The 22,721-nt window shown below is 35.2% G+C and carries 24 protein-coding genes; 12 read left to right on the top strand and 12 right to left on the bottom strand.

Going from position 1 to position 22,721, the window contains the following annotated elements; genetic code table 11:
- Position 1: 1 nt before the first annotated feature.
- The gene (locus LKL37_RS07485) at positions 2 to 3,190 is read left to right on the top strand and encodes an efflux RND transporter permease subunit (RefSeq protein ID WP_431609933.1); all 3,189 of its coding nucleotides are present in this window, start codon (positions 2 to 4) and stop codon (positions 3,188 to 3,190) included.
- A gap of 470 nt (positions 3,191 to 3,660) precedes the next feature.
- Here the strand turns inward: LKL37_RS07485 and LKL37_RS07480 are convergent, their stop codons facing one another.
- The 10 genes from LKL37_RS07480 to LKL37_RS07435 form a co-directional block, all read right to left on the bottom strand.
- Positions 3,661 to 4,107: a KTSC domain-containing protein gene (locus LKL37_RS07480; protein WP_431609932.1), complete on the bottom strand. Its 447-nt coding sequence runs from the start codon at positions 4,105 to 4,107 to the stop codon at positions 3,661 to 3,663.
- A 149-nt stretch (positions 4,108 to 4,256) separates the two neighbouring features.
- The gene (locus LKL37_RS07475) at positions 4,257 to 5,153 is read right to left on the bottom strand and encodes a retropepsin-like aspartic protease (protein ID WP_431609931.1); all 897 of its coding nucleotides are present in this window, start codon (positions 5,151 to 5,153) and stop codon (positions 4,257 to 4,259) included.
- A 187-nt stretch (positions 5,154 to 5,340) separates the two neighbouring features.
- The gene (locus LKL37_RS07470; protein WP_431609930.1) at positions 5,341 to 6,105 is read right to left on the bottom strand and encodes a hypothetical protein; all 765 of its coding nucleotides are present in this window, start codon (positions 6,103 to 6,105) and stop codon (positions 5,341 to 5,343) included.
- A 577-nt stretch (positions 6,106 to 6,682) separates the two neighbouring features.
- On the bottom strand, positions 6,683 to 7,345 hold the full coding sequence (locus tag LKL37_RS07465) for a DUF2306 domain-containing protein (RefSeq protein ID WP_431609929.1): 663 nt from the start codon (positions 7,343 to 7,345) through the stop codon (positions 6,683 to 6,685).
- A gap of 15 nt (positions 7,346 to 7,360) precedes the next feature.
- Complete coding sequence (locus LKL37_RS07460) at positions 7,361 to 7,735, bottom strand: hypothetical protein (RefSeq protein WP_431609928.1); 375 nt, start codon at positions 7,733 to 7,735, stop codon at positions 7,361 to 7,363.
- Between the two features lie 103 nt (positions 7,736 to 7,838).
- Entirely contained in the window at positions 7,839 to 8,420 is a 582-nt protein-coding gene (nudK, locus tag LKL37_RS07455; protein ID WP_431609927.1) for a GDP-mannose pyrophosphatase NudK, read from the bottom strand.
- A gap of 46 nt (positions 8,421 to 8,466) precedes the next feature.
- Positions 8,467 to 9,372 (bottom strand): TIGR01777 family oxidoreductase, encoded by a 906-nt coding sequence (locus LKL37_RS07450; protein ID WP_431609926.1) that lies wholly within the window; start codon positions 9,370 to 9,372, stop codon positions 8,467 to 8,469.
- 23 nt (positions 9,373 to 9,395) lie between these two features.
- On the bottom strand, positions 9,396 to 9,740 hold the full coding sequence (locus LKL37_RS07445; protein ID WP_431609925.1) for a hypothetical protein: 345 nt from the start codon (positions 9,738 to 9,740) through the stop codon (positions 9,396 to 9,398).
- Between the two features lie 5 nt (positions 9,741 to 9,745).
- Positions 9,746 to 10,339, bottom strand: a complete 594-nt coding sequence (locus tag LKL37_RS07440; protein ID WP_431609924.1) for an HPP family protein — start codon at positions 10,337 to 10,339, stop codon at positions 9,746 to 9,748.
- The gene (locus LKL37_RS07435; protein WP_431609923.1) at positions 10,340 to 11,245 is read right to left on the bottom strand and encodes an arginase family protein; all 906 of its coding nucleotides are present in this window, start codon (positions 11,243 to 11,245) and stop codon (positions 10,340 to 10,342) included.
- Positions 11,246 to 11,591: 346 nt separating this feature from the next.
- Between LKL37_RS07435 and LKL37_RS07430 the strand changes: the two genes are divergently transcribed.
- On the top strand, positions 11,592 to 12,617 hold the full coding sequence (locus tag LKL37_RS07430) for a methyltransferase (protein WP_431609922.1): 1,026 nt from the start codon (positions 11,592 to 11,594) through the stop codon (positions 12,615 to 12,617).
- A gap of 148 nt (positions 12,618 to 12,765) precedes the next feature.
- Here the strand turns inward: LKL37_RS07430 and LKL37_RS07425 are convergent, their stop codons facing one another.
- On the bottom strand, positions 12,766 to 13,140 hold the full coding sequence (locus LKL37_RS07425; protein WP_431609921.1) for a helix-turn-helix domain-containing protein: 375 nt from the start codon (positions 13,138 to 13,140) through the stop codon (positions 12,766 to 12,768).
- A gap of 353 nt (positions 13,141 to 13,493) precedes the next feature.
- On the opposite strand from LKL37_RS07425, the gene LKL37_RS07420 reads away from it, so the two are divergent.
- Together LKL37_RS07420 and LKL37_RS07415 are read left to right on the top strand one after the other, a co-directional pair.
- Positions 13,494 to 13,826, top strand: a complete 333-nt coding sequence (locus tag LKL37_RS07420; RefSeq protein WP_076351611.1) for a single-stranded DNA-binding protein — start codon at positions 13,494 to 13,496, stop codon at positions 13,824 to 13,826.
- Positions 13,827 to 13,843: 17 nt separating this feature from the next.
- Complete coding sequence (locus LKL37_RS07415; RefSeq protein WP_431609920.1) at positions 13,844 to 14,296, top strand: HRDC domain-containing protein; 453 nt, start codon at positions 13,844 to 13,846, stop codon at positions 14,294 to 14,296.
- A gap of 258 nt (positions 14,297 to 14,554) precedes the next feature.
- On the opposite strand, the gene LKL37_RS07410 is transcribed toward LKL37_RS07415, so the two are convergent.
- The gene (locus tag LKL37_RS07410) at positions 14,555 to 15,370 is read right to left on the bottom strand and encodes a hypothetical protein (protein ID WP_431609919.1); all 816 of its coding nucleotides are present in this window, start codon (positions 15,368 to 15,370) and stop codon (positions 14,555 to 14,557) included.
- Positions 15,371 to 15,672: 302 nt separating this feature from the next.
- Between LKL37_RS07410 and tnpA the strand changes: the two genes are divergently transcribed.
- The 8 genes from tnpA (at position 15,673) to LKL37_RS07370 (ending at position 22,657) form a co-directional block, all read left to right on the top strand.
- Positions 15,673 to 16,119: an IS200/IS605 family transposase gene (tnpA, locus tag LKL37_RS07405; protein WP_431609918.1), complete on the top strand. Its 447-nt coding sequence runs from the start codon at positions 15,673 to 15,675 to the stop codon at positions 16,117 to 16,119.
- A gap of 244 nt (positions 16,120 to 16,363) precedes the next feature.
- Positions 16,364 to 17,734 (top strand): histidine--tRNA ligase, encoded by a 1,371-nt coding sequence (gene hisS / locus LKL37_RS07400; RefSeq protein ID WP_431609917.1) that lies wholly within the window; start codon positions 16,364 to 16,366, stop codon positions 17,732 to 17,734.
- 192 nt (positions 17,735 to 17,926) lie between these two features.
- Entirely contained in the window at positions 17,927 to 18,790 is an 864-nt protein-coding gene (locus LKL37_RS07395) for an SHOCT domain-containing protein (protein ID WP_431609916.1), read from the top strand.
- Positions 18,791 to 18,801: 11 nt separating this feature from the next.
- A complete protein-coding gene (locus LKL37_RS07390; protein WP_431609915.1) occupies positions 18,802 to 19,647 on the top strand; it encodes a PH domain-containing protein in 846 nt (281 codons plus the stop codon).
- A 21-nt stretch (positions 19,648 to 19,668) separates the two neighbouring features.
- Positions 19,669 to 20,316: a GNAT family N-acetyltransferase gene (locus LKL37_RS07385; protein WP_431609914.1), complete on the top strand. Its 648-nt coding sequence runs from the start codon at positions 19,669 to 19,671 to the stop codon at positions 20,314 to 20,316.
- Positions 20,317 to 20,345: 29 nt separating this feature from the next.
- Positions 20,346 to 20,882 (top strand): PH domain-containing protein, encoded by a 537-nt coding sequence (locus LKL37_RS07380; protein WP_431609913.1) that lies wholly within the window; start codon positions 20,346 to 20,348, stop codon positions 20,880 to 20,882.
- Positions 20,883 to 20,931: 49 nt separating this feature from the next.
- Positions 20,932 to 21,723: a class I SAM-dependent methyltransferase gene (locus LKL37_RS07375; protein WP_431609912.1), complete on the top strand. Its 792-nt coding sequence runs from the start codon at positions 20,932 to 20,934 to the stop codon at positions 21,721 to 21,723.
- Between the two features lie 154 nt (positions 21,724 to 21,877).
- Entirely contained in the window at positions 21,878 to 22,657 is a 780-nt protein-coding gene (locus LKL37_RS07370; RefSeq protein WP_431609911.1) for a transposase, read from the top strand.
- Positions 22,658 to 22,721 lie beyond the last annotated feature (64 nt).

Here is a 22,721-nt window from a genome sequence, read left to right as displayed (position 1 = left end):
TATGAAGCTAGCAGAAATATCGATTAAAAGACCCTCGCTGGTAATTGTATTATTTACAATTCTGACGTTGGGAGGTATCCTGAGTTATACGCTCATGGGATACGAATTGATTCCGAAGTTTGAAACCAACATGGTAACTATTTCTACGGTATACCCGGGAGCTTCACCAGCAGAGGTGGAAACATCCGTGACCCGAAAGATTGAAGATGCCGTAGGTTCCCTGGAAAATGTAAAAAAAGTAGAATCCTCTTCATACGAGAGTTTATCCGTAATCATGGTTCAGCTGAACGATGGTGCCGATGTAGATTACGCCTTGAATGACGCTCAGAGAAAGGTAAATGCAATTTTAGCAGACCTCCCGGACGACGTGAAAGCGCCCTCTCTGAACAAGTTCTCTTTAGATGATCTACCGATTATCACGATGAGTATTTCATCTGATAAGCTGAACAGTAAAGATCTTTATGACTTATTGGATAAAAAGATTGAACCTATTTTCTCCCGTGTAAATGGTGTGGCACAAGTTGATCTTGTAGGTGGACAGGAGAGAGAAATTCAGGTGAATCTTGATGAGAAAAAACTGCAGGGGTACGGACTTTCAATTGGAGATGTACAACAGGCAATCCTTTCATCAAACCTTGATTTCCCTACCGGAAGTTTGAAAACGAGAACCACAAAATCTACGATCAGACTTTCAGGAAAATATAAATCTACCGAGGAAATGAATAACCTTGTCGTTTCCAATAAAAATGGAGCTCAGGTACGTTTATCTGATATCGCAACCGTTTTCGACTCTCAGAAAGATGTGGAAAAAGTAGCGAGATTCAACCAGTTCCCGACCATTTTGATGCAGGTTAAAAAACAATCTGATGCGAATGCGGTATCAGTATCGGAAAGTGTTCAGAAAACAATTAAAACAGTAGAAGAAGCTTATAAAGTTCAGGGAGTAAAAGTAAAAATCGTAAACGATACTACAGAATTTACCCTTGAATCAGCAAACCACGTTATTTTCGACCTATTCTTAGCGATTATTCTCGTGGCGATTGTGATGTTGTTATTCCTTCACAGTATCAGAAACGCGTTCATCGTAATGGTTTCTATCCCGGCTTCATTGGTGGCAGCGTTCATCGGAATGAATTTAATGGGATATACTTTGAACCTGATGAGCTTACTGGGGCTATCGCTTGTGGTAGGTATCCTGGTGGATGACGCGATTGTTGTACTGGAAAACATTTACCGTCACATGGAGATGGGTAAAAGCAAGATCAGAGCGGCTTATGACGGAGCTTCAGAGATCGGATTTACCGTTGCTGCGATTACATTGGTAATTGTAGTGGTATTCTTACCGATTGCGATGAGTTCTGGTCTTGTAGCAAACATTTTGGCTCAGTTCTGCGTCACGGTAGTTATTGCAACCTTATTATCATTATTGGCTTCATTTACCATCATCCCTTGGTTATCATCAAGATTCGGTAAGCTGGAACATTTGACAGGTAAAAACTGGTTTGAGAAATTCATTCTTTGGTTTGAAGGATTAATTGACAAGTTTACACACTGGATCACAGGTATCCTTGAATGGTGTCTGAAAACAACCTTAAGAAGAATTTCAACAGTAGTGATCACATTTATTGTTTTGATCAGTTCATTCATGCTGGTTGCATTCGGATTCATTGGAGGTGAGTTCTTCCCGCCAATTGACCGTGGTCAGTTCTTAGTACAAATGGAATTGTCAAAAGATGCAACCGTTGAAAAAACAAACCAATTAACATTAGATGTTGAGAAGTTCTTAAGAAATGATAAAGATGTTGTAGACCTTATTACAACAGTTGGACAGCAGTCTACAGGTTTTGGGGGTGCTCAGGCAACCACTTACCAGTCTGAGGTTCAGGTGAACTTAACAGACAAATCTGAACGTTCTGAAAGTACCAACATCAAAGCTGCAAAAATAAAAAGACAGCTGGAAGAGAAATTCACAGGAGTTGAGTTTAAAACTGCTCCAATCGGTATCATGGGTGCTGAAAATGCTCCAATTGAAATGGTAGTAACAGGACCGGATAACGAAACAGCAGTAAAAGAAGCAACAAGAATTTTAGATCTATTGAAAAAAGTTCCCGGAGCTGTGGATGCCGAATTATCAACAGATACAGGTAGCCCAGAGGTTCAGGTAAGTATTGACAGAGATAAAATGTCTTCCCTAGGCTTAAATCTTTCAAGTGTAGGACAGACAATGCAGACAGCATTTAACGGAAATACAGACGGAAAATTCAGAGCCGGAGAATATGAATATGACATCAATATCCGTTTTGGAGATGTCAACAGACAATCTATTGATGATGTGAAAAACCTTATGTTTACAAACCCTCAGGGGCAGCAGGTTCGTTTAAGCCAGTTTGCTGATGTAAAAATGGGTTCAGGGCCAAGTTTGCTTGAACGTAGAGATAAATCTCCTTCAGTAAAAGTAAGAGCTAAAGCTGTAGGTAGACCAGTAGGGGATGTTGCTAACGAATGGGCAGATCAGTTCATGAAGAGCACCAAAAAACCTGCAGGAGTAGAGTATATCTGGAGTGGAGATATGGAGAACCAGCAGGAAGGTTTCGGTACGTTAGGAATCGCATTATTAGCGGCTATCGTATTGGTATACCTGGTAATGGTTTCACTATATGATAGTTTCGTATATCCGTTTGTGGTATTGTTCTCAATCCCGTTAGCAATGATTGGGGTAATGGTAATTCTTGCCTTAACTGCCAACTCACTGAACATCTTCACCATGCTAGGGATGATCATGTTGATTGGTTTGGTAGCGAAGAATGCGATCCTTATCGTGGACTTTACGAATGCAAGAAAAGCAGCAGGAGCAAATACTCACGATGCTTTGGTACAGGCTAACCACGCCCGTCTTCGTCCGATCCTGATGACCACCATTGCGATGATCTTCGGTATGTTACCAATCGCATTGGCAACAGGGGCCGGAGCTGAGATGAACAAAGGTCTTGCATGGGTAGTAATCGGTGGTTTGACATCGTCACTATTCCTTACATTGATCATTGTACCGGTAGTATACTCTCTATTTGACTCTGTTCTACGAAGAATGGGTAAAGATACTAAAGTAGACTACGAAGCTGAAATGAAAGCAGAATATGTACACAGAGAACTAAATGAGGATGGATTTACTCCTAAGCATTTAGACAAATAAATTAAACCTTTAATTAACCGAAAGCGCCTCAGGATTTCTGAGGCGCTTTTTGTTTGTAAATAATATTCAAGATTTGAGTATATAAGTTTTGGCTAAAGCCAGAGGATTATTTTGTTATTGTAAATGGGCTTCCTTCGACTTTGCTCAGGATAATAGCCCATTTCTATTGATGGTGTTTGTGAAGAGAAAAGAAGTTGTTTTTAAATCGAATTATTGGCTTTGTCATTCTGACGAAGGAAGAATCTCATTTATAATCAAACCTATGAGATTCTTCACTGCATTTCATTTCGTTCAGAATGACAAACATAAACCGTTAACTTTTAAGATATTCAATAGGAGCGGGCTATCATCCTGAGCAAAGTCGAAGAGAGCCCGCTTAATTTTATAACAATGAATAGATGGCTTTAACCAAAACATAAAAAAAGCTTCCAGTAAAACTGAAAGCTCTTCTATATTGTAATATGAAAAAATTAGTCTGCCATAGCCTCTCCGGACTTTCTGTAGATAAAGTTTCCATAAATATGTCTTCTTGCAAAACGGCTTGGTGAATCTGAATTGACCATTTTGATATACGTATTTCTTGGAACTCCCATATACTCATACATATTTCCGTTTAAATGCTGAACCGTTAAAATTGATTTCTCAAGATAAAAGTCCTGAATATTAGATTTTGTAGTAGTTTCCGTATATTCTTCTTTATATTTTTCCTGTGTTTCAGAATTAATACTTACCAAAAAGTGGTAAGCTTCAATCACAGACTTGCTTTTTTCTTCTGCTTCCTGCTTTCCTGTTTCATCATTAATGAACTTATCAGGATGAGTATCTTTCATCACATTTCTGTAAATGGTCTTTAATTCTTTTAAAGTAACATTTTTATCTACTCCAAGAAGTGTTCTGTGCTCACCAATTTTTTTCATATCTCTAATCCTTATTTTCGGGGTGCAAAATTAAGGATTTTAATCTAATAAACCATAACTTATTCATTATTAATTTATTTGGTTTGTTTTAAGGTGGGTAAAATAGTCTCGATATCAGCCAATAGAATATGTATAGTCAACTTTTACAACTAATTAAACTCCGAGTACAAATTTTTATTCAGTTTAAAATAAATAAACCCATTTTTAAAATCAATCACAGTATTAAATCTTTTTAAAAACTGATTTCCAAAAAATCCAGCCATCTTTTCTGTAGAATCAATTCCTTCTGTGGAACCGGAAAGGGTAATCGGGAGGTTATAAAGATATTTCTGAGCGAATTTGACAGCCGGACAGAGAACAACAGGCATTTCATATACAGAACCATCAGAGCCTTGCGCTGTAGCTTTGCCAATTGTTTTCATAGCTTTTACCAACGTATTCTTTTTTGCAAAAGGAGAAGCTATAGTGAGTACATCATCCGCTCCGCTGTCGAGGCCAAAGAACCCCGAATATTCCTTACCATCCACTATCATACAGCTTTCTACTGCCGGATAGTTGTCAATCATGTGAAGTTTTATTTTCTCATATCCTGCCAAATCAATAGATCGGTCGTTTTCTTCATAAAACCGTATTTCTTTTTTATGATAATTGATTTCAACAGTTTTTCCCTTCATAAGATCCGTTCCGAAAACCCCGTCAAAATTGGCAGATTTATAAGGAATAAGAGTAAACTGTATCTCTTTTTTCTGAATATCTCCAAACTGTACAGTATTATTACTGCTGTAATCAACAGTGTTCGTCCCGTTTGAGCCTCTGTTTTCAGACTTGCCACCAATTTGCAGCGGTACTTTTTTCTTTGAATTAATATTAATGACAGAGCCATCCGCACCAGTATCAAACAGAAATTTAATACTGTCCGTTTCATTGACTTTACAATGCAAATAAATCGAATTATTTTCCAGAGAAAATGGTAGGATAGTGGGGGCTTTCTGAGCTGATACTGCTATGTAAAATAACAATACCAGGAAAGTAACAACGTGTTTCATGGAATAGTTTTAGAAGTACGAAAATAGAGGTAAATAGCAGTTTCTCAAAGAAATAACTGGTCATTAACCCTCCTTTAACCGTTCCTTAACCATTCACTATAAAACTTATACAAATAAAAAACAGTACCCAATCTGAGTACTGCTAATATATTTTTTAAATGCTTTAATCTTTTAATTTTTAAATGAACTAAGGCTCATCACAAGTTCTCTTCAACTTAGTGAAAATTTTATCAAAATCCTTGTAAGACGTTCCTTCATCATCACGTTTCTGTCTGAAACTGCTGTTGGCACAGTTGTGAAAACCAAGACCAATAAGGTCTATCAAAGCGTAATCTTCTTTCTGAGGATCATTCATTTTGGCATCAAATCTTGCCATTACGCCTTTCGGATCCGCATTATTTTTACTTTTAAGCTCAGTGTAGTTTTTCCATGCTGCAAACATTTTTTCTCTGTCCGGAGAGGAAACTGCATCAATCTGTTCTCTGCAGGTAGTATAATATTTGCTGTTTTTAAGTGTGGAAGGATCAGAATAAGCGAGGATTTCTTCTTTATTCAGCTGGTATTCATTTTCAAAAGAATCAATAGTTTCTTCCATTAGTTTTTTCCATCTTGGAAGATCAATTACTTTAAGGCTGTACAATTCCTTTTTCTTTTCTTCATACTGTTTTTCCAGTTCCTGTAAGTAAGCTTCTTTGTTTTGACGGATTTCTTCAAGCTGGGAGAGTTTAAAAACAGGTCGGGTATCAAATACAACCCCATTGAACTGATACAAAAGTTTGTTTACCCCGTCTATTTCTTCTTTCTTATATTTAGCCGGATCAAAATACCCTTTATTGTCACAATTAAAAGTCTGATAACTGTAAGGGGTCAGATTGTTTGCTTTTGCAGGAGTTTTTTGCCCCCAAATACTAATGGATAGGGCTAAAGCAAGCCCGATCATCATTTTTTTCATGTACATAAATTGTTGAAGGAATCCGAATTTTCTGAATTTCAGTGCAAAATTAAGGCTTTAAATTCAAAATATAAAGGATTAAATAGATTTTCTCAATTGATTTTGCAGATTTTATATGAATTTTGTACTGTCGGGTTTTATTTGATTTTATATTTTATGTTTAATTTTCTTGAAACCCCTTTTGTAGTAGGGTATACAAAGAATATGAATGAAAATTTTGAAAGAGGATGTTGTTGATAATTTACATAGTTTTAGACAAACTTCTATGTGTATTTTATTTCAATAACAATGATATTAGAATAAAATTCAAGAATTTGTTTAGGAAGCAGGACTATTGATATCCCTTTTCTTAATGTTGGTGATTGTTTTTTAAAATTTAAAATAATAGATTTACATAAATTAACACGAAGCCATGATATATTACCTTTTCTTTCTTTTTATCATTGTCCTTTTTGGCGGAATCGCTTATCTGATAATGCGTTTTTTCGGTAAATGGACACGGAATAATAAATATGAAGTTGTTTTTAATACTTTAATATTTATCGGATCATTTTTTCTGGTTTCATTTCTCAGTCTTTTAATCTTCTTTTCCACTGTTGATTTTTCCCGTTAAAAAAGAATCTTTTTTGAGAATTAAATAAGCAATGAAAAGATTGATAAAAAGAGCAGCCCAGACATTCAAGCCATAAAAAAGTTCGTAATCATGACGTTCTTCGTTATAGAACATATTCTTTACGATTCTGAAAGTAATTGCTGTGGTAGTCACCGCGTAGCTTAGAATCATGTACATTTTATGATTGCCGATATTTCCTTTTTTAATGGAAAATACAGCAGCAATGGTGAAATATGCCCAGAGTATATCCTGTATCAGAAATCCAGCAATTCCGATAAGTCCTCCATTTGAAAAAAGCCCAAGTACAAAGCATGCCGGAACATTAATAATAAGAATGTTGTAAACATATATTTTGCCAATAATTTGATGAAGACCCCAGTTTTCCGTTAAAAAACGATTTGAAAACTGGGTAAGACCGGCCAGAAGACATAGCGTTATGGAAAAGATATGAATGTAAAAAAAAGCCATCCAATACGGATTGTTTACAACCTGCTGCTTAAAAGCCAGAAACCCGATATGCTTATTAAAAGAAGTATACTGGGAAATCGTTTTCAGCATCAGAATACTGAAAAGAAGAACTAAAAATAAAGCGGTGACTTTAATGATTTTTATTCCCAAACACTTCATGAATTATTGCATGTCTTATAAAGCTTCACTGCTGTTGATATGAATAATTTCGGTACTTTGACCATCTGAATCTCTCTTAGATCTACCATAAAGTCCTATTTCAAGATCATTTGGGGATTCACTGTCCAGTTCCGAAGGATGTACATAGGTATACATACCATATCCATGTCCGGAAACCAGCCATCCGTCGGTAAGGTTTAAATGGATAACACTGAAATCGCCGGCAGGACCTCCCGCAGAAACCGGCCCGAATTCTTTCATTAGTTTTATTGCTTCCTCTTTTACATCTTCGATAGTACTGATGTCATCAAAAATAATATAAGTACCATTTTCAAAAAGAACCCAATCCTGAAATTTGGGATTAATGGCAAGCTTCACATGTTCAATCATCTGTTAATAGTTTAAATTAAAGTTTTTAAGTTAGTAGTTTTATTTAAATATGTAGTTTTTATAGATGATTTATCATTTATCAATCATCATTTACGCTCTATTTTTACATAATTCCTTTAATCCTCAAATGCTGTAGCAGCATGATTGTTTTTGCATCTTTGATTTCCCCTGTATCAATCATTTTCAGGCTTTCTTCAAAAGGGAGTTCCAGAACTTCTATATTTTCTCCTTCTTCTTCCAATCCGCCTCCATCATTGACTTTCATTTCATGGGAATATTCCGCAATAAAGAAATAAAGAATTTCCGTTACAGATCCAGGGGACATATAGGCTTCAAATACCTTTTGAACGCTTGAGATTTTATATCCGGTTTCTTCTTCTGTTTCCCTTTTTATACAGTCTTCCGGATTGTCATTATCCAAAAGTCCGGCGCAGGCTTCAATAAGCATACCTGTAGGATTTCCGTTGATATAAGTAGGTAATCTGAATTGTCTGGTGAGAATAACGGTGTTTGAGATAGTGTTGTAAAGAAGGATTACAGCTCCGTTCCCACGATCGTAGGCTTCCCTGCTTTGGGTTTCTGTAGTTCCGTTCTTTTTTAAGACAGAATAAGTGACTTTGTTTAAAGTATACCAGTTGTCTGAAAGGATTTCTGTGTTTAGTAAGGTTATGTCAGGGTTTTTCATTAGAATATTTTCTATATTATTATATATGTCAATTATATTTTTGAATTTAATGCTTTAATAAATCATTTAAAGCATTCTCCAGATCCGGAAATTTAAAATAAAATCCTGCATCCTGAAGTTTTTTTGAAGAAGCTCTGGAGCCTTCCAGAATTGCAGTTGCCAGTTCACCGAAGATCAGCTTTAAAACAAATCCTGGAACATTGGGCATGAATAAAGGTTTGCTAAGTACTTTTGCGATCTTTTTTGTCAGTTCTTTATTGGTGGCATGCTGTGGTGATACCGCATTATAAGCCCCTTCCATTGTTGGGTTTTTTAATGAAAATTCATAAATAGAACAGATATCATCAAGATGAACCCATGGCATATATTGTTTGCCAGTTCCCAGAGGAGACCCGATATAGTATTGAATAGGAGGGATCATTTTCTTTAAAGCTCCGTCTTTTTCAGAAAGAACAACGGCAGTTCGTATTTTCACAACCCTTTCTGCCAGTCCCTGTTCTTTGAAATCGTCAGCAGCTCTTTCCCATAAAACTACGACTTCACTCAAGAAATCATTACCAGGCGGATCTGTTTCAGTATAAATCTTTTCTGTAGTTTCTGTGCCATAAAAATTGATTCCTGAAGCTGAAATAAAAGATTTTAGCTTTATCTTGTTTTTTCTTAAAGTCGTTCGAAGTAATTCTGCAGAATCTACACGGCTGGAGATCAGTTCTCTTTTTCTTTCCGGTGTCCATCGTTTTTCTGAAATGTTGGCTCCTGCAAGATGAATGATGTGAGAAACATTGTCAAAGGCAGTTTCATCTATAATTCCTTTTTTAATATCCCATTCATATTCATGATCATGCACTTTTTTTCGGGTCAGAAACCTGAGTTCGTATTCATTACCTATCTTTTTTGCCAGCTCTTTGGCTATCATACCGCTGGCGCCGGTGATCAGAACAACTTCTTTCATAATAATAATTTTGTGGTGTGGATCTATGCCTGATTTTTTACAATCAGTACAAAATCATCTTCCAGAAGTTTATATCCGTAATCATAAATAAACTTGTATTCAGAGCCGTTTTTATAAACTTTCAGGTTGGTGAAATAATCAAAATCAAAACCCAAGCCATCCAGTCTGGATCTTGCAACTTTTGTTTTACCATCGGTATTAATTTCCATCAGGATACGGTAATTCTTACGGAGTTTATTGTTTACATTCCGCATCAGATTATTAGAATCCTTGTTCTGATTATTATTGTATGCGTTCCGGCAGGCGTCGTTGCAGAACTTTTTATCAGACCGTCCGATGATTTTTTCGCCACATTCCAGACAATTCATGTTTTCTATTTTAAGTGATGGGTGTGTCTTTTCTTTAGCAGTTTTTTAAACATGCTGTGAGTAGGATAACTTCTGTTCGGTGTAATATTATTAAAAAATAGTGCTACAAGCAAAAGAATAATGCAACCTGAAAGAACGGGGGAGAGAACGTACCAATATCCCAATTCCGGAATTTTTCCTGTAGAACTTACAGCAATCAGGGCTGTAGCACCACCTGGTGGATGTAACGTCTTTGTATATTGCATTAATACTATAGAAAATGCTACTGCTAAAGGAGCTGACAACCAGATAATACCCGGAACAAACTGATAAACAGTAACGCCTACCAATGCGGAAAGTACATGCCCGCCCACAAGATTTCTGGGTTGAGCCAAAGGACTCTGTATAGCTCCATAAATAAGAACACTTGATGCCCCAAAAGAACCGATCAGAAATATATTCTCTGTTTCTGTAATCGTATGAGACTGGATGAATGCAATGATTCCAATCCCGAAAAATGCGCCCAAAAATGACCAGAAATGCTCCTTGTAATCAACAAGCGTTTCTTTATAAATCACATATTTTGAAACCCTGAATGTTCTTTTGATTGTCTTCTTCATTTACTCTTCTTTATTTTTTATAATTTGAATTAAATTGTCTACAAATGGCTGGGTATACGTTCCGCTTTCATCATAATCAGGATCTAAAATGGTAATCTCTATTCCAAAGCACAACGGATTTTCAAATAAAGTTTCAAGCATTTCCCTGAGGTCGTTATAATTGATTCCGTCTTCCATTCTGCTGTCTACCGCAGGCATGATCTCATCTTTCAGAACATCTGCATCAAGATGGATGAAGAAACCGTCCAGACCTTTATCATTCACCATTTTCAGAAAATCATCCACTGTTTTCCTGAAACCATTTTCTCTGAGACGGTAAAGATCAAAATAATGAATATCAGAATTGATAATCTGATTCACATATTCTTCATCATCTGTTTCTGCATTTCCACAGCAGAAAATGTTTTCTTCAGAAAGATAAGGTTTTAATCCACTGATGTCAGTTAGTTTCTTATGTCCGGTTCCGGTGATGATAGCGAGATCCATTCCTGCTGCGCCTCCGGTTTCGGAAAGTTCCGGCGGGATAAAATCTGTATGCCCGTCAAGATAAAAAAGACCGAAATTCCCTAGCTTTTTCAAAGCAACGGCATTTCCTATGAGAATACTGCAGTCACCTCCAAGAATAATATTGAATGCATTCTTTTCGTAATTTTGGAGAATACAATCAGCCTGTTTTTGGGCATATTCTATAATCTGGTTAGCATTTCTGACCTTTGATACCTCATCAAAATCTAAGGAATATTCCGGAGCATCCAGCCTGAAAACATTTTTAGGATCAATTCTGTTATGAAAATCAAACTTTCTGAGCCAATCCGGAAGTTTTCGAACCCCGGGTTCTGTCTCATGTTCTTTCTTTGTAAGCCCCAAATTGAGAGGAAATTCAAAAATATTGATATTCCTTTTCATAGATGAATTTTCACAAAGATACGGAATTATCCGTTTGTAAATGGATAGCACTGAGCTGGGAAGTCAATGGTGTTGAATTTTATAAATAGGATAGGATTTATTTCATTAAATGAATTTTCAGGTCATTTTCAAACTTCATTTTATTTGTGTCATTTCTTTCGGAAAAATCAGTATTGATCACAATTTTAAAAAAAATAATTCACTTGTAAAGTTAATTTTTTAATTATAACTTTCTTATTTTCATATAAATAAAATGAATTTTTATTTCACATAATTGTGTTTTTTTTATAAATTTGATACTGATAATTCTTCTGTTGTCATTTAAAATCAATCAAAAACTATTACTATGAAAAAGCAACCCGTGAAACCGGAATTTACCTTCAAAATGTTTGAAGTACTAAGCCGGATGTGGCTTGTAGGCTGTGTAAAAACGGCTGCGGAACTTAATATTGCAGATCAGCTGGCATATGGTCCTAAAACAATTTCAGCACTGGCTGCAGAGACGCACTCCAACGAGAAAGAGCTGTACCGAATTATGAGGGCTCTAAGTAGTGAAGGCATTTTTGAAGAACTGGAGAATAAGACATTTGCATTAAATGACTTCGGGGCTGCTTTGCAAACCAGTGTTCCGGGAACCGTAAAAGATTTTGTAATAGCCAACGTAGGAGAGCATTTCCCAGGTTTTGCTGATCTTATTTATTCAGTCCAGAAAGGGAAAGTTCCTTTTGATCATGTGCACGGGATGAATCTCTGGGAATATTATAAAAAACATCCGGAGCTGGGAGCCAATTTTGGCCGGGGAATGACGGGATTATCCGGAATGTCTTTGCAGGGGATCGCAGCAAACTATGATTTTACACCCTATAAAACCATTGTAGATGTGGGTGGAGGCAATGGCGCCATGATGTACACCATGCTGAATTCTTCACCGGAAAGCGCGGGGATTATTTTTGACGAAGCCAATGTTACAGAAAAAACGATTCAGCTTATTCCGGAAAATTTAAAAGACCGTTGTACTGTTGCCACGGGAAGTTTCTTTGAGAAAGTACCTGAAGGGGCAGATCTATATACCATGAAATGGATTATTCATGATTGGAATGATGATGAATGTGTACAGATTCTAAAAGTATGCCGTGATGCAATGCCCAAAGGAGCAAAACTCCTGATTATAGATTCCGTAATTCCTGATGACAGCAGAAACAAACCTCATATTTCCAAGCTTTTCGACATCGTAATGATGGCATGTATTACAGGAAGGGAAAGAGAGTTGAATGAATTTAAAAATCTTTTGGATAACGCAGGACTAAAGTTCAATAGAGTAGTCCAAATAGGAACAGAGGTTCAAAGTATTGTAGAATGTGAAAAAGCATAAATTCCAATTTTAAGTTGCATGATTAAGTGAAAGGTACTCAATGATTTTATTGAGTACCTTTTTATTGCTAATATCCCAAAAAAGCGCTCCCTTAAGGAACGCTTTTATATTTTACAGTGTCATACTGAGCGGAGCCGAGTCTCTCAGTTTATTTTTTCAGCCTATTGATTTCTTCTTTCAGAAGAACAATATATTCCTGCATTGTTTTTATAATTTCTATGCTTAATTCATTGCTGATATGCCCCATGTTGTTGGCGGAGAAACCGCTGTTACCAACGTTTGCTCCAGGGCTGTCATTAAAAACAGGATTTTCAATAATAATCCTAGCTTCTTCTTCTTCATAAATTTCCTCTACAGGAACTTCTAAAAATTTAGCAAGCTTTTGCCATTCTGTCTTTGTTATAGATACGCTGCCGCTTTCTTTTCTGCTATAATTGGAGACGTCAGTGGGGATCACATCAGCCATTTCCTGCTGGGTAAACCCTTTCATCTTTCTTACTGTACGTAGTTTTTCTTTTTGCATATCAGACATTTTTACAAATTTGCAAAAAAAAAATCAAATTAAATAGAAAAAAAATCCCTTGTAATAGATCTATTTTTCAATGTTTTTTATGTGAAGAAAAATATTTTGTGATTGAGTTTTTATTGTTGAATTTTTTAGCTTTAAAATAGAAATTCAACGCGATTACTCTTTATTAATATCATTTAGTATCGGATCTTTTTATATTATTATCCGTTTTCAAACGATTACAAACGAATTTAAATAGTTTATAACCGACTGTGATATCAGAAGATCGACACCTTTGCAACAGAGATTTGAGAAAAAACAGTGAACGTCTCTTATCTGAATTTATTAATATTTAAAATCTAAAACTTATGTCACTAAGAAACAAAGTAACATTAATTGGTTACACAGGAAAAGAAGTTGAAATGGTAAACTTCGATAATGGAAATGTAAAAGCAAGTGTATCCTTAGCTACCAGTGATCATTACACCAATGCTAAAGGAGAAAAAGTAGAAGAAACGCAATGGCATAATCTTATTGCATTCGGGAAAACAGCAGAAATCTTTGAAAAATATGTTCCCAAAGGAAAAGAAATTGCCATAGAAGGAAAGCTTACCTACAGATCATATGATGATAAAGACGGGGTGAAGCGGTATATTACAGAGATTCGTGTAGACGAAATCCTATTGTTAGGAGGGAAATAATGGTAAAAACACAAATGATGAGAGTAAAAATTTTTAAAATCAGATTACCTGAAGAATTTCTCTACAAAGACCAGAAAATGCTGGATGATTTCCTGGAATGCAATGAGATTATAAAAGCAGAAACAGCTTTTGTGAGTGAAGAAAAATATTGGTCAGTAATATTGTATTTTGAAGATTTAAAACTGTCAAAAAATACAGTAAAAGAACCAAAGGCAGCTAAATATTCGGCAGAAAATGATCTTTTGAACACAGATGAAGAAAAGATTCTGGATGCATTGAAGCTATGGAGATCAGAAAAAGCCCGGGAACAAAATCTTCCCACTTATTTCATAGCCAGTAATAAGGAATTGACTTCTGTAGCTAAATATAAACCTGCTAAGAAAGAAGAGCTTCTTGAGATCAAAGGATTCGGAAAGCATAAAATTGAAAATTATGGTGAAGAGATCCTCGAAATCCTTGAAAACGTATGATTTTTTTGTGAATTTTAAAATACTCTAATTTATACAGGGCAGAGGGATTGCCCTGTATATAATTAGAATCAAAATAAGTAAATTCATGTGGTTAAATGAAACCATTGCTAATATTTGAAGCTATCTGTAAAATATGCTTTAACATATTGAATTTATTTAAAATTGATGAAAAAACAGAAAACACTCTAAGTGTTCAAAAAAATATATTTTAAATTATCTCAATGGCTTAAGAGTCATTTGAGTAGTAAATATGTTTTATTAAGGCGCGGTGTAATTAATAACTACAGAATTAACCATTGTTCTGTTATAGTTAATACTTTCAAGATTCATAGTATTGGCAGTAGGATCGATAAATCTTGTTAAAAATGTAATTTTTTGACCAGCTGTTAAATAAAGAGTTCCTGATGAAAATATGGTAACAGGAGTAAGGTTATCTACTGTTACATAAGGTTGTGCCAGAAATGAAAAAGAGGCATTCCCGTTATTAACAAAGCTGCCAGTATAAGGTTTTGATACTCCTACTCTTGGAGTTCCGGTCATAGCACCTTTTATCACAAGATTAATATTAAATGTAAAAAATCCGGTTTTTAGTATTGATAATTCACTGTTAGTTATGCTATAGCTGGCATAGCTGGAAGTTTGTCGTATATCATCATATTTAATCATTCTCATTGTAAAACCTGAATCAGCTCCTAAATAAGTAGTATCATTTCCGGTACCTTTGAATCCAATGATGTTCGATACAGTTGAAACTCCAGGAATAGCAGTGTTTTCATCTAATAATTTTTGCCATTGCCCAGATGCTGTACTAAACTTATAAATAGTATCAGCAGTTACATTATTGGGAGAAGTTCCTGCATTAGAGGTATTATAAACTAATAATGAATTAGCAGGATTTGGGATGGTTGTAAGATCTGTTTTTCCTGTAAGTGCTATTCTGGGGATAAGAAGACCTTTATTGGTAGATTTAATGTCCAATACGGAAGAAGGATCGGGAGTAACCGTATTAATTCCAACTTGAGAAAATGCAATGGTAGATGCCATTACAAAGGGTAGTAAAAGTAACTTTTTCATTTTGTGTATGTTTACAGTTTATTTATGTTAAATTTTTAGATCAGCAATATTATTTAAAAAATAGATTTTGTGCAAAAAAAGAGATACAACATATTTACAACATGTTTATTACATTTGTTCAATGCTTTGTGTTTTAGCTTGTTGTGTTGGAAGAGAGATCTCTGTGTAAGTTGTAATTTCAGTAATGTAATATTTTGTATTTAATCTAAAGAATTCCTCGAGGCTCTGCCTCGGGGTTAAAAGAGGAAAAGTTTGAAAAACGGATGGTTTTTCAAAAGAATAAAAAGATGTAGCTTTGATTTATGGATGATCATATTCTGAAAAGACATAATAAAACATTACCTCTTTACCATATTGTTTTTCCTGTGAAATATAGGAATTCGGCTATTAGTGAAGAAGTTGGAACTGGCTTGAAAGAAAGATGTATTGAATTGTCTCATCGCTATGAAATTCACTTTTTAGAAATTGGTTATGAAGATAACCATGTTCATTTTTTGATACAAAGTGTTCCAAATTTATCAATTAGTGAAATTTGTATGAAAGTAAAAAGTATCACAGCTAAAGAAATTTTCAAACGTTTTCCTGAAGTTAAAGCTAAGCTTTGGGGTGGAAATTTTTGGACAAGCGGTTATTACGCAAACACAGTAGGTCAATATAGAAACAAAGATGTCATTAAAAGATATATAGAAAATCAAGGAAAAAAATATCAAAAAGTGCATGAGGCTCAACTTACACTTTTTGAATTCTAATACTTCGGGGCTCTGCCCAGGGGTAGTTTATTTGACATTTTATTCTTTGATCCGAAATTTTTAAATAGAGTATAGAATTTCGAAAAATTTTGAATATTTGAACGTATAAGGAAAAGTTTATATAAGTGTATTTAATGTCAATCTTGGAAAAAAGAATAAAAAAAATTGCTTCCTCAGCTTTTTATCTTTCGGAAAAGTGTTTTCAATTCCTTATTTTTGCATTTATCAAAATGACATACAACAAATGAAGCCAAGTTTAGCAAAAGGGACGAGAGATTTTACAGCACAGGAAGTTTCCAGAAGAAAATATATCATCAATATTTTACAGAATAATTTTGAATTATTCGGGTTTCAGCCATTGGAAACACCAAGCTTTGAAAATCTTTCTACGTTGACAGGAAAATACGGAGAAGAAGGTGACCGCTTGATTTTTAAGATTTTAAATTCAAGCATAAATGAAGCAAGAGAAGATAGAAAAGCTCAAATGCTTCATGATTTTCAAAGAGCACTAGATAAACCTTTTAGTTCAGAGTATTTAACTGACAAAGCTCTTCGTTATGACCTTACCGTACCTTTTGCGAGATTTGTAGCTATGAATCATGGGAAATTGACATTCCCATACAAACGTTCTCAGATTCAGCCGGTTTGGAGGGCAGACAAGCCTCAGAAAGGAAGATACAGAGAATTTTATCAGTGTGATGCCGATGTAGTAGGAAGTGAAAGTTTATTGCAGGAAGTAGAGCTGGTTCAATTGTATCTGAAATCTTTTGCAGACCTTAAAGTTCCGGTAACGATTCATATGAACAACAGAAAGATTCTTTCCGGATTGGCAGAATACGCAGGAATCACAGAGAAACTGATTGATTTTACTGTAGCATTAGATAAGCTGGATAAGATTGGAAAAGATGGGGTTGTAAAAGAATTGCTGGAAAGAGAAATTTCTCAGGAATCTATTGATAAGCTGGATTTCTTATTTACTCAGTCTGACGATGCACTGGAAAATCTTCTTCAGCTGAAAGAAAAATTTGCAGGAAACGAAATTGGTCTAAAAGGAGTAGAAGAACTGGAATATGTTCTTACACAATCTCTGAACCTTGGTGTGGATATGCAAAATCTTGTATTCAATATTACCTTGGCAAGAGGTCTGGATTATTATACAGGAGCCATCTTCGAAGTGAAGGCAGATGAGGTTGCTATGGGATCCATCGGAGGTGGTGGTAGATACGATAACCTTACAGAAGTTTTTGGAGTGAAAAATATTCCGGGAATAGGAATTTCATTCGGATTAGACAGAATTTATCTGGTAATGGAAGAGTTGAATCTTTTCCCTGAAGAAGCATCTTCTAAGATAGAATATCTGTTTGCCAATTCTGGAGGAGAAGAAACAACAGAAGCTTTGAAACTGATTATGCAGCTAAGAGCAAAAGGAATTTCAGCAGAATTATATCCTGAAAATGCAAAGATTAATAAGCAATTTACTTATGCAGAAAAGAAAGGGATAAAAAAAGTGGTTTTCCTTGGTGAAGAAGAACTTAAAAATAATACTGTTACTTATAAAGATATTGAAGCAGGAGAAAAGAAAACTGTTTCTTTAGAAGAGTTTTTAGGGCAATAATAGTATACACATATTAAAAAATAAATCAACCACAAAAGCAATTTTTGTGGTTGATTTTATTTGATGGATGCTAAGATTTAAATATTTTTGACCTTTACAATCGGTTCAAAATTTGTAATTTGGAGTCGATATTATAAAAACAGGGTAAAATGTTGCCTTGTATTCATAAAAACTTTTAAACATAAAAACCAGATGAATAGTATTTGTGCTTTGTGCGGTACACCACTTACGGAAACAGACTTCTCTGTAGGTAAAAATAAATTGGCTGACGGTGGTTACTTATGTGTGGGATGCTTTACTAAAGCCATTCATATTAATAGAGACCTCATCAATAATCTTGATCAGTTTTATTTTGCAGAAATTACAGGAATGATTCTGAAAAGTAAAATTGATGCCAGTCAGAATTCTGGAGGATTTCAAGCTACAGCCAACAGCCACTACGAATATGATGCACCTACCAGACTGGATGAAATAAAAGATCAGATTGTGACACTAAACGCTAGACTGAGTGTGCTGGCTAACGAAGAAGTGAATGAACTGGCCAATGTGCTGGATAGAGACGAAAGATTGCTGGCTATTGCAGAAGGAATAGATCTTCAAAGTAACAGAGAAGGAATCATATTCTCAACCCAGAAAAGAATTGCTTTTATTGATAAAAAGTTTCTTGGTGGAGTTGCAAAGAATGAATTCCTCATTCAGGATGTCTCTTCCATTGATCATGATGAAAACCTTTTGTACTCAATACTTAAAATCAATACTTACAGAGGTTCAGCACAGTTTAAGTTACACAATAAAAATGACGGAAGGGCATTTTCCAATGTTCAAAGCAGAAGTAAAACTCATACTGAAAATGAATTCAGACAAAACTCAAGTCCATTCCAGGCATTTACTCAAACGATTCCGGATCTGGTAGAGGAAAATGTATATTCTACTGATAAAGGAGATTCCGGAACTATTTTTGAACAGCTGGAAAAATTAGGGAAGTTGAGAGAAAGCGGAATTTTAACAGATGAAGAGTTTGCAGAACAAAAGAAAAAACTGCTTGATAAATTATAAAAGAAGAAGAAATGAGCAATACTTGTGCATTGTGTAATACGGAATTAACATCCATGGATACCCTTTTGGGCGCTAATAAACTCTCGGATGATAATGTTTTATGCAATAAATGTTTAAATAAAGTAAGCGATATCAACGATGAATTGCTGTACAACCTTAATAAATTCAGCATTAATGATATTCATGAAATGCTGAACGCAGACAAAATTGAAGTCGTTCAGGCATTAGCGGTTACAGAACAGAATCTTCCTGCGGTCATCAATTCCGGTTCTCGTCAGATCTCAAAAGAGGTTTATAAACGAAGACATCAGAAAATAAAGAACGAACTGGAAATGCTGAATGCTAGCCTTTCTGTATTTACCAAAGGAGAAATTAAGGAACTTCCTTATCTTATTCCGGAAGAAGAACAGATCATTGCCATTACAGATGCTCAGTTTGTCAATACCTTGGAAGCAGGAATATTGGTAGCAACAACCATGAGATTGATTTCTGTATCAAAGGCCATGTTTGGAGCAGCAAAAATCAATGATTATCCTAACGAAACCATTAAGGCTGTAAGCTTCGTGGCACATTCAAAGTCCCCAATTATTAAATTGCATCTTGATGAAAGAGCAGTAGAGTTTGAATGTTTCATGGATAAAGAAGATGCAGAGAAATTCTATGATAAGATAAAAGTAATTTACAATAATTCTCAGGAGAATTCTCCAAAACAAATAGGTTCAGCAAGCAAAAGTGTTTCAGTTTCCTCAGAAGAAGTTATTAATCAGCTGGAAAAATTAGGAAAGCTGAGAGAAAACGGAATCTTAACCGATGCAGAATTTGCAGAACAGAAAAAGAAACTGTTGGAGCAATTATAATAACCCTTTTAATACTGAATCATGAAGGATAAAGTATCGGCAGAAATAGTAGAAAAATGGCTTAAAGGATGGTGCTTATCAAGACAAGTACCTTTTCCTGTTCCCTATAAATCCGGATTCCATGTGATGGTAGGAGATGAAAAACAAAAAGAACGTTTTGTATTTCCCGAACTTAATGATGATTTTTTCCAACTTGCCCATTCAATTGATGAGCCCTGGGTGTATCTGAAAGTATCTACTTCTCCTGATGAATTTATAAATAAGATTCCTGAAAGATGGAAACTGCAGCCACAAGGGTATATGATGCTCTGTTTTCAGCCGATGAATTTCTCGCAAATAAGTCTCGCAGAAGGATATCACTTAGAATTTTCTGAGTACAATACCACTTTTGTTGTCAGAATTGCAGCAGAAAATGGCGAACAGGCTTCTATAGGACGGGTTTCTCTAATAGATGATATTGCCGTTTATGACAGGATTATTACCGAAAAAGATCATCAAAGGAAAGGTCTTGCTACTTTTTTACTAAAAGAATTGGAGACGATAGCTTTGTCTAAAGGAATTACAAATAATCTTTTAGTCGCCACAGAAGAAGGAAAGTTATTATATGAAACCTTAGGCTGGAAAATGTACTGCCTGCACACTTCTGTCGTGATACCCTTGGAAAACTAATATTTTATTGAACTAAATAAACTAATACGATGAGTGAAAAATCAAGATTAGACGAAATAAGAGACGAACTAAAAAAGCTGGATATCAGCCCTACCATATTTGCCAGAAAAGAAATTCATGAACTGCCGGATATCCTTTCAGCAGATGAGAGAATTGTCTCTCTTGTAGAAGGAAGAAACAAATTAAACAACCATCATATCATTTTAGTAGCCACAGAAAGGAGATTGATATTTGTGGATAAGGAATTTATGTACGGATTGAAAGTAGAAGATTTCTCCTACAGCAAAATAAGCTCCATACAATATGAAACAGCATTCTTGCTGGCTTCCATAGATATTCAGGTTACAGACGATATTGTAGAGATTGATGGCGTAGGGAAGTATCATGCTGAACTGTTTTGTGAAAAAGTAAGAGACTTCATGTCACGTCCGGAAGAATCTATTCAGAGTAAATCTGAACCTAGTGTTTTAGACCAGCTTGAACAGTTAGGAAGATTAAAAGAAGCCGGAGTTTTAAGTGAAAATGAATTTCTTGAGGAAAAGAAGAAATTAATGGAGAAATTATAAACAGTAAATTGATGGGATAGGGTAACTAAAATAAATTAAAACTAAAACTATGGAAAATTACTTAGAAATAAACAAAAAATCGTGGAATGCTAAGGTAGAACCACACCTGAAATCGGATTTCTACTTTGTAGATGATTTTTTAAAAGGAAGAACTTCTCTGAACTCAATAGAGCTGGAACTTCTTGGAGATATAAAAGGAAAAACTATTCTGCATCTGCAGTGCCATTTCGGACAGGATTCGATTTCTCTGTCAAGAATGGGTGCGAAGGTTACAGGAATAGACCTTTCCGACAAAGCCATTGATACAGCCAGAGAGCTTGCACAGAAGAGTGAAACTGATACAGAATTTATCTGTTCAGATGTTTATAATCTGCCGAATGTTCTGGATCATAAATTTGATATCGTTTATACAAGTTACGGTACCATAGGATGGCTTCCGGACCTTGAAAAGTGGGCTGGTATTATCAGTCACTTCCTAAAGCAGGGAGGACAATTCATCATGGCAGAATTTCATCCTGCCGTTTGGATGTTTGATGATGACTTTACAAAAGTTGCTTACAACTATTTCAATGAGAAACCCATTGTAGAAACTTATGAGGGAACCTACGCGGATCAGTCTGCGCCTATTGTACAGGAATATGTAATGTGGAATCACTCTTTATCAGAAGTGCTTGACAATTTGATTAAAAAAGATTTACAGCTGAATACTTTCCGGGAATTTGACTGGTCACCCTATCCTTGCTTCAGACATGTAGAAGAATTTGAAACAGGAAAATGGAGAATTCCACAGTTTGGAAATAAGGTACCTCTTGTATATGCATTAGCAGCACAGAAAAAGTAAAATTAATTGATACAGATTAATATCTGAACGGTTTAAATTAAAGAACCTGTTTAAACTTTTTAGAGAAAGAGTTTCCAGAAAATTAGCAATTTAGAGTTGCAAAAAAAAAAAGAACTAAAATCTGGAACTCATAAGCAAAGATAAACTGGAAAAATTGATTTTACCTCATTTAAGCAAGGGCAAACGAGGATTTTCCACAAGATTTGATTTAGGAAAAATCTTTAAACTCATTATTAAACGATTGAAAACAGGCTGCCAATGGCGGGAATTAAGCCTGAAAGAATATTTTTCAAAAGAAACAATAAGCTGGCAATTGATTTATTATTATTTCAATAAATGGTGTAAGGACGGTTCTTTCAGACGAATCTGGATTTCTCTTCTACGTAGCCATAAAAGAAAGCTTGACCTTTCCAGCGTCCAAATGGATGGAAGCCATACCCGTAGCAGAACGGGAGGAGAATCGGTAGGATATCAGGGAAGAAAATCATCCAAAACCAGCAACTGTATTTTCCTGTGTGATAATCAGGGACAGATGCTTTCAATAGGAAAACCAATAAGTGGAGAGCATCATGACCTGTATAATATTGAAGAAACTTTAGAAGATATTTTAGGTCTTCTGAATGATGCAGATATAGAGTGTAAGGGATTATTTCTCAATGCAGACTCTGGTTTTGACGGTAAAAAATTCAGAGATATTTTGGATAAAAAAGAAATTATCGGCAATATTAAAGAGAATCCTCGAAACGGGGATACAAAACATGAAAAATATTTTGATACTGAACTCTATAAAAGAAGATTCAAAATAGAAAAAGCAAATGCGTGGCTGGATAGTTTCAAGGCTTTGCTGGTAAGGTATGAAACAATTAATATTACATGGATCAGCCTACATTATCTGGCTTTTTCTATTTTGTTCCTAAGAAAAATAAAAGTTTAAACAGGTTTAAAATAAAAAAAGTCATCGTAGTGCTATTACGATGACTTTTTCCTATATATGAATG

Origin of the sequence: Chryseobacterium sp. 'Rf worker isolate 10' (genome assembly GCF_050753305.1) — a bacterium.
Lineage (GTDB): Bacteria > Bacteroidota > Bacteroidia > Flavobacteriales > Weeksellaceae > Chryseobacterium.
Note: the sequence above shows the minus strand (reverse complement) of the source record. Positions and strands in the feature narration are given on the sequence as shown.

Coding starts and splice junctions, on each gene's coding strand:
- LKL37_RS07485 (WP_431609933.1), top strand. CDS start 2: ATGAAGCTAGCAGAAATATCGATTAAAAGACCCTCGCTGGTAATTGTA.
- LKL37_RS07480 (WP_431609932.1), bottom strand. CDS start 4,107: ATGAAAAAAATTGGTGAGCACAGAACACTTCTTGGAGTAGATAAAAAT.
- LKL37_RS07475 (WP_431609931.1), bottom strand. CDS start 5,153: ATGAAACACGTTGTTACTTTCCTGGTATTGTTATTTTACATAGCAGTA.
- LKL37_RS07470 (WP_431609930.1), bottom strand. CDS start 6,105: ATGAAAAAAATGATGATCGGGCTTGCTTTAGCCCTATCCATTAGTATT.
- LKL37_RS07465 (WP_431609929.1), bottom strand. CDS start 7,345: ATGAAGTGTTTGGGAATAAAAATCATTAAAGTCACCGCTTTATTTTTA.
- LKL37_RS07460 (WP_431609928.1), bottom strand. CDS start 7,735: ATGATTGAACATGTGAAGCTTGCCATTAATCCCAAATTTCAGGATTGG.
- nudK (WP_431609927.1), bottom strand. CDS start 8,420: ATGAAAAACCCTGACATAACCTTACTAAACACAGAAATCCTTTCAGAC.
- LKL37_RS07450 (WP_431609926.1), bottom strand. CDS start 9,372: ATGAAAGAAGTTGTTCTGATCACCGGCGCCAGCGGTATGATAGCCAAA.
- LKL37_RS07445 (WP_431609925.1), bottom strand. CDS start 9,740: ATGAATTGTCTGGAATGTGGCGAAAAAATCATCGGACGGTCTGATAAA.
- LKL37_RS07440 (WP_431609924.1), bottom strand. CDS start 10,339: ATGAAGAAGACAATCAAAAGAACATTCAGGGTTTCAAAATATGTGATT.
- LKL37_RS07435 (WP_431609923.1), bottom strand. CDS start 11,245: ATGAAAAGGAATATCAATATTTTTGAATTTCCTCTCAATTTGGGGCTT.
- LKL37_RS07430 (WP_431609922.1), top strand. CDS start 11,592: ATGAAAAAGCAACCCGTGAAACCGGAATTTACCTTCAAAATGTTTGAA.
- LKL37_RS07425 (WP_431609921.1), bottom strand. CDS start 13,140: ATGCAAAAAGAAAAACTACGTACAGTAAGAAAGATGAAAGGGTTTACC.
- LKL37_RS07420 (WP_076351611.1), top strand. CDS start 13,494: ATGTCACTAAGAAACAAAGTAACATTAATTGGTTACACAGGAAAAGAA.
- LKL37_RS07415 (WP_431609920.1), top strand. CDS start 13,844: ATGAGAGTAAAAATTTTTAAAATCAGATTACCTGAAGAATTTCTCTAC.
- LKL37_RS07410 (WP_431609919.1), bottom strand. CDS start 15,370: ATGAAAAAGTTACTTTTACTACCCTTTGTAATGGCATCTACCATTGCA.
- tnpA (WP_431609918.1), top strand. CDS start 15,673: ATGGATGATCATATTCTGAAAAGACATAATAAAACATTACCTCTTTAC.
- hisS (WP_431609917.1), top strand. CDS start 16,364: ATGAAGCCAAGTTTAGCAAAAGGGACGAGAGATTTTACAGCACAGGAA.
- LKL37_RS07395 (WP_431609916.1), top strand. CDS start 17,927: ATGAATAGTATTTGTGCTTTGTGCGGTACACCACTTACGGAAACAGAC.
- LKL37_RS07390 (WP_431609915.1), top strand. CDS start 18,802: ATGAGCAATACTTGTGCATTGTGTAATACGGAATTAACATCCATGGAT.
- LKL37_RS07385 (WP_431609914.1), top strand. CDS start 19,669: ATGAAGGATAAAGTATCGGCAGAAATAGTAGAAAAATGGCTTAAAGGA.
- LKL37_RS07380 (WP_431609913.1), top strand. CDS start 20,346: ATGAGTGAAAAATCAAGATTAGACGAAATAAGAGACGAACTAAAAAAG.
- LKL37_RS07375 (WP_431609912.1), top strand. CDS start 20,932: ATGGAAAATTACTTAGAAATAAACAAAAAATCGTGGAATGCTAAGGTA.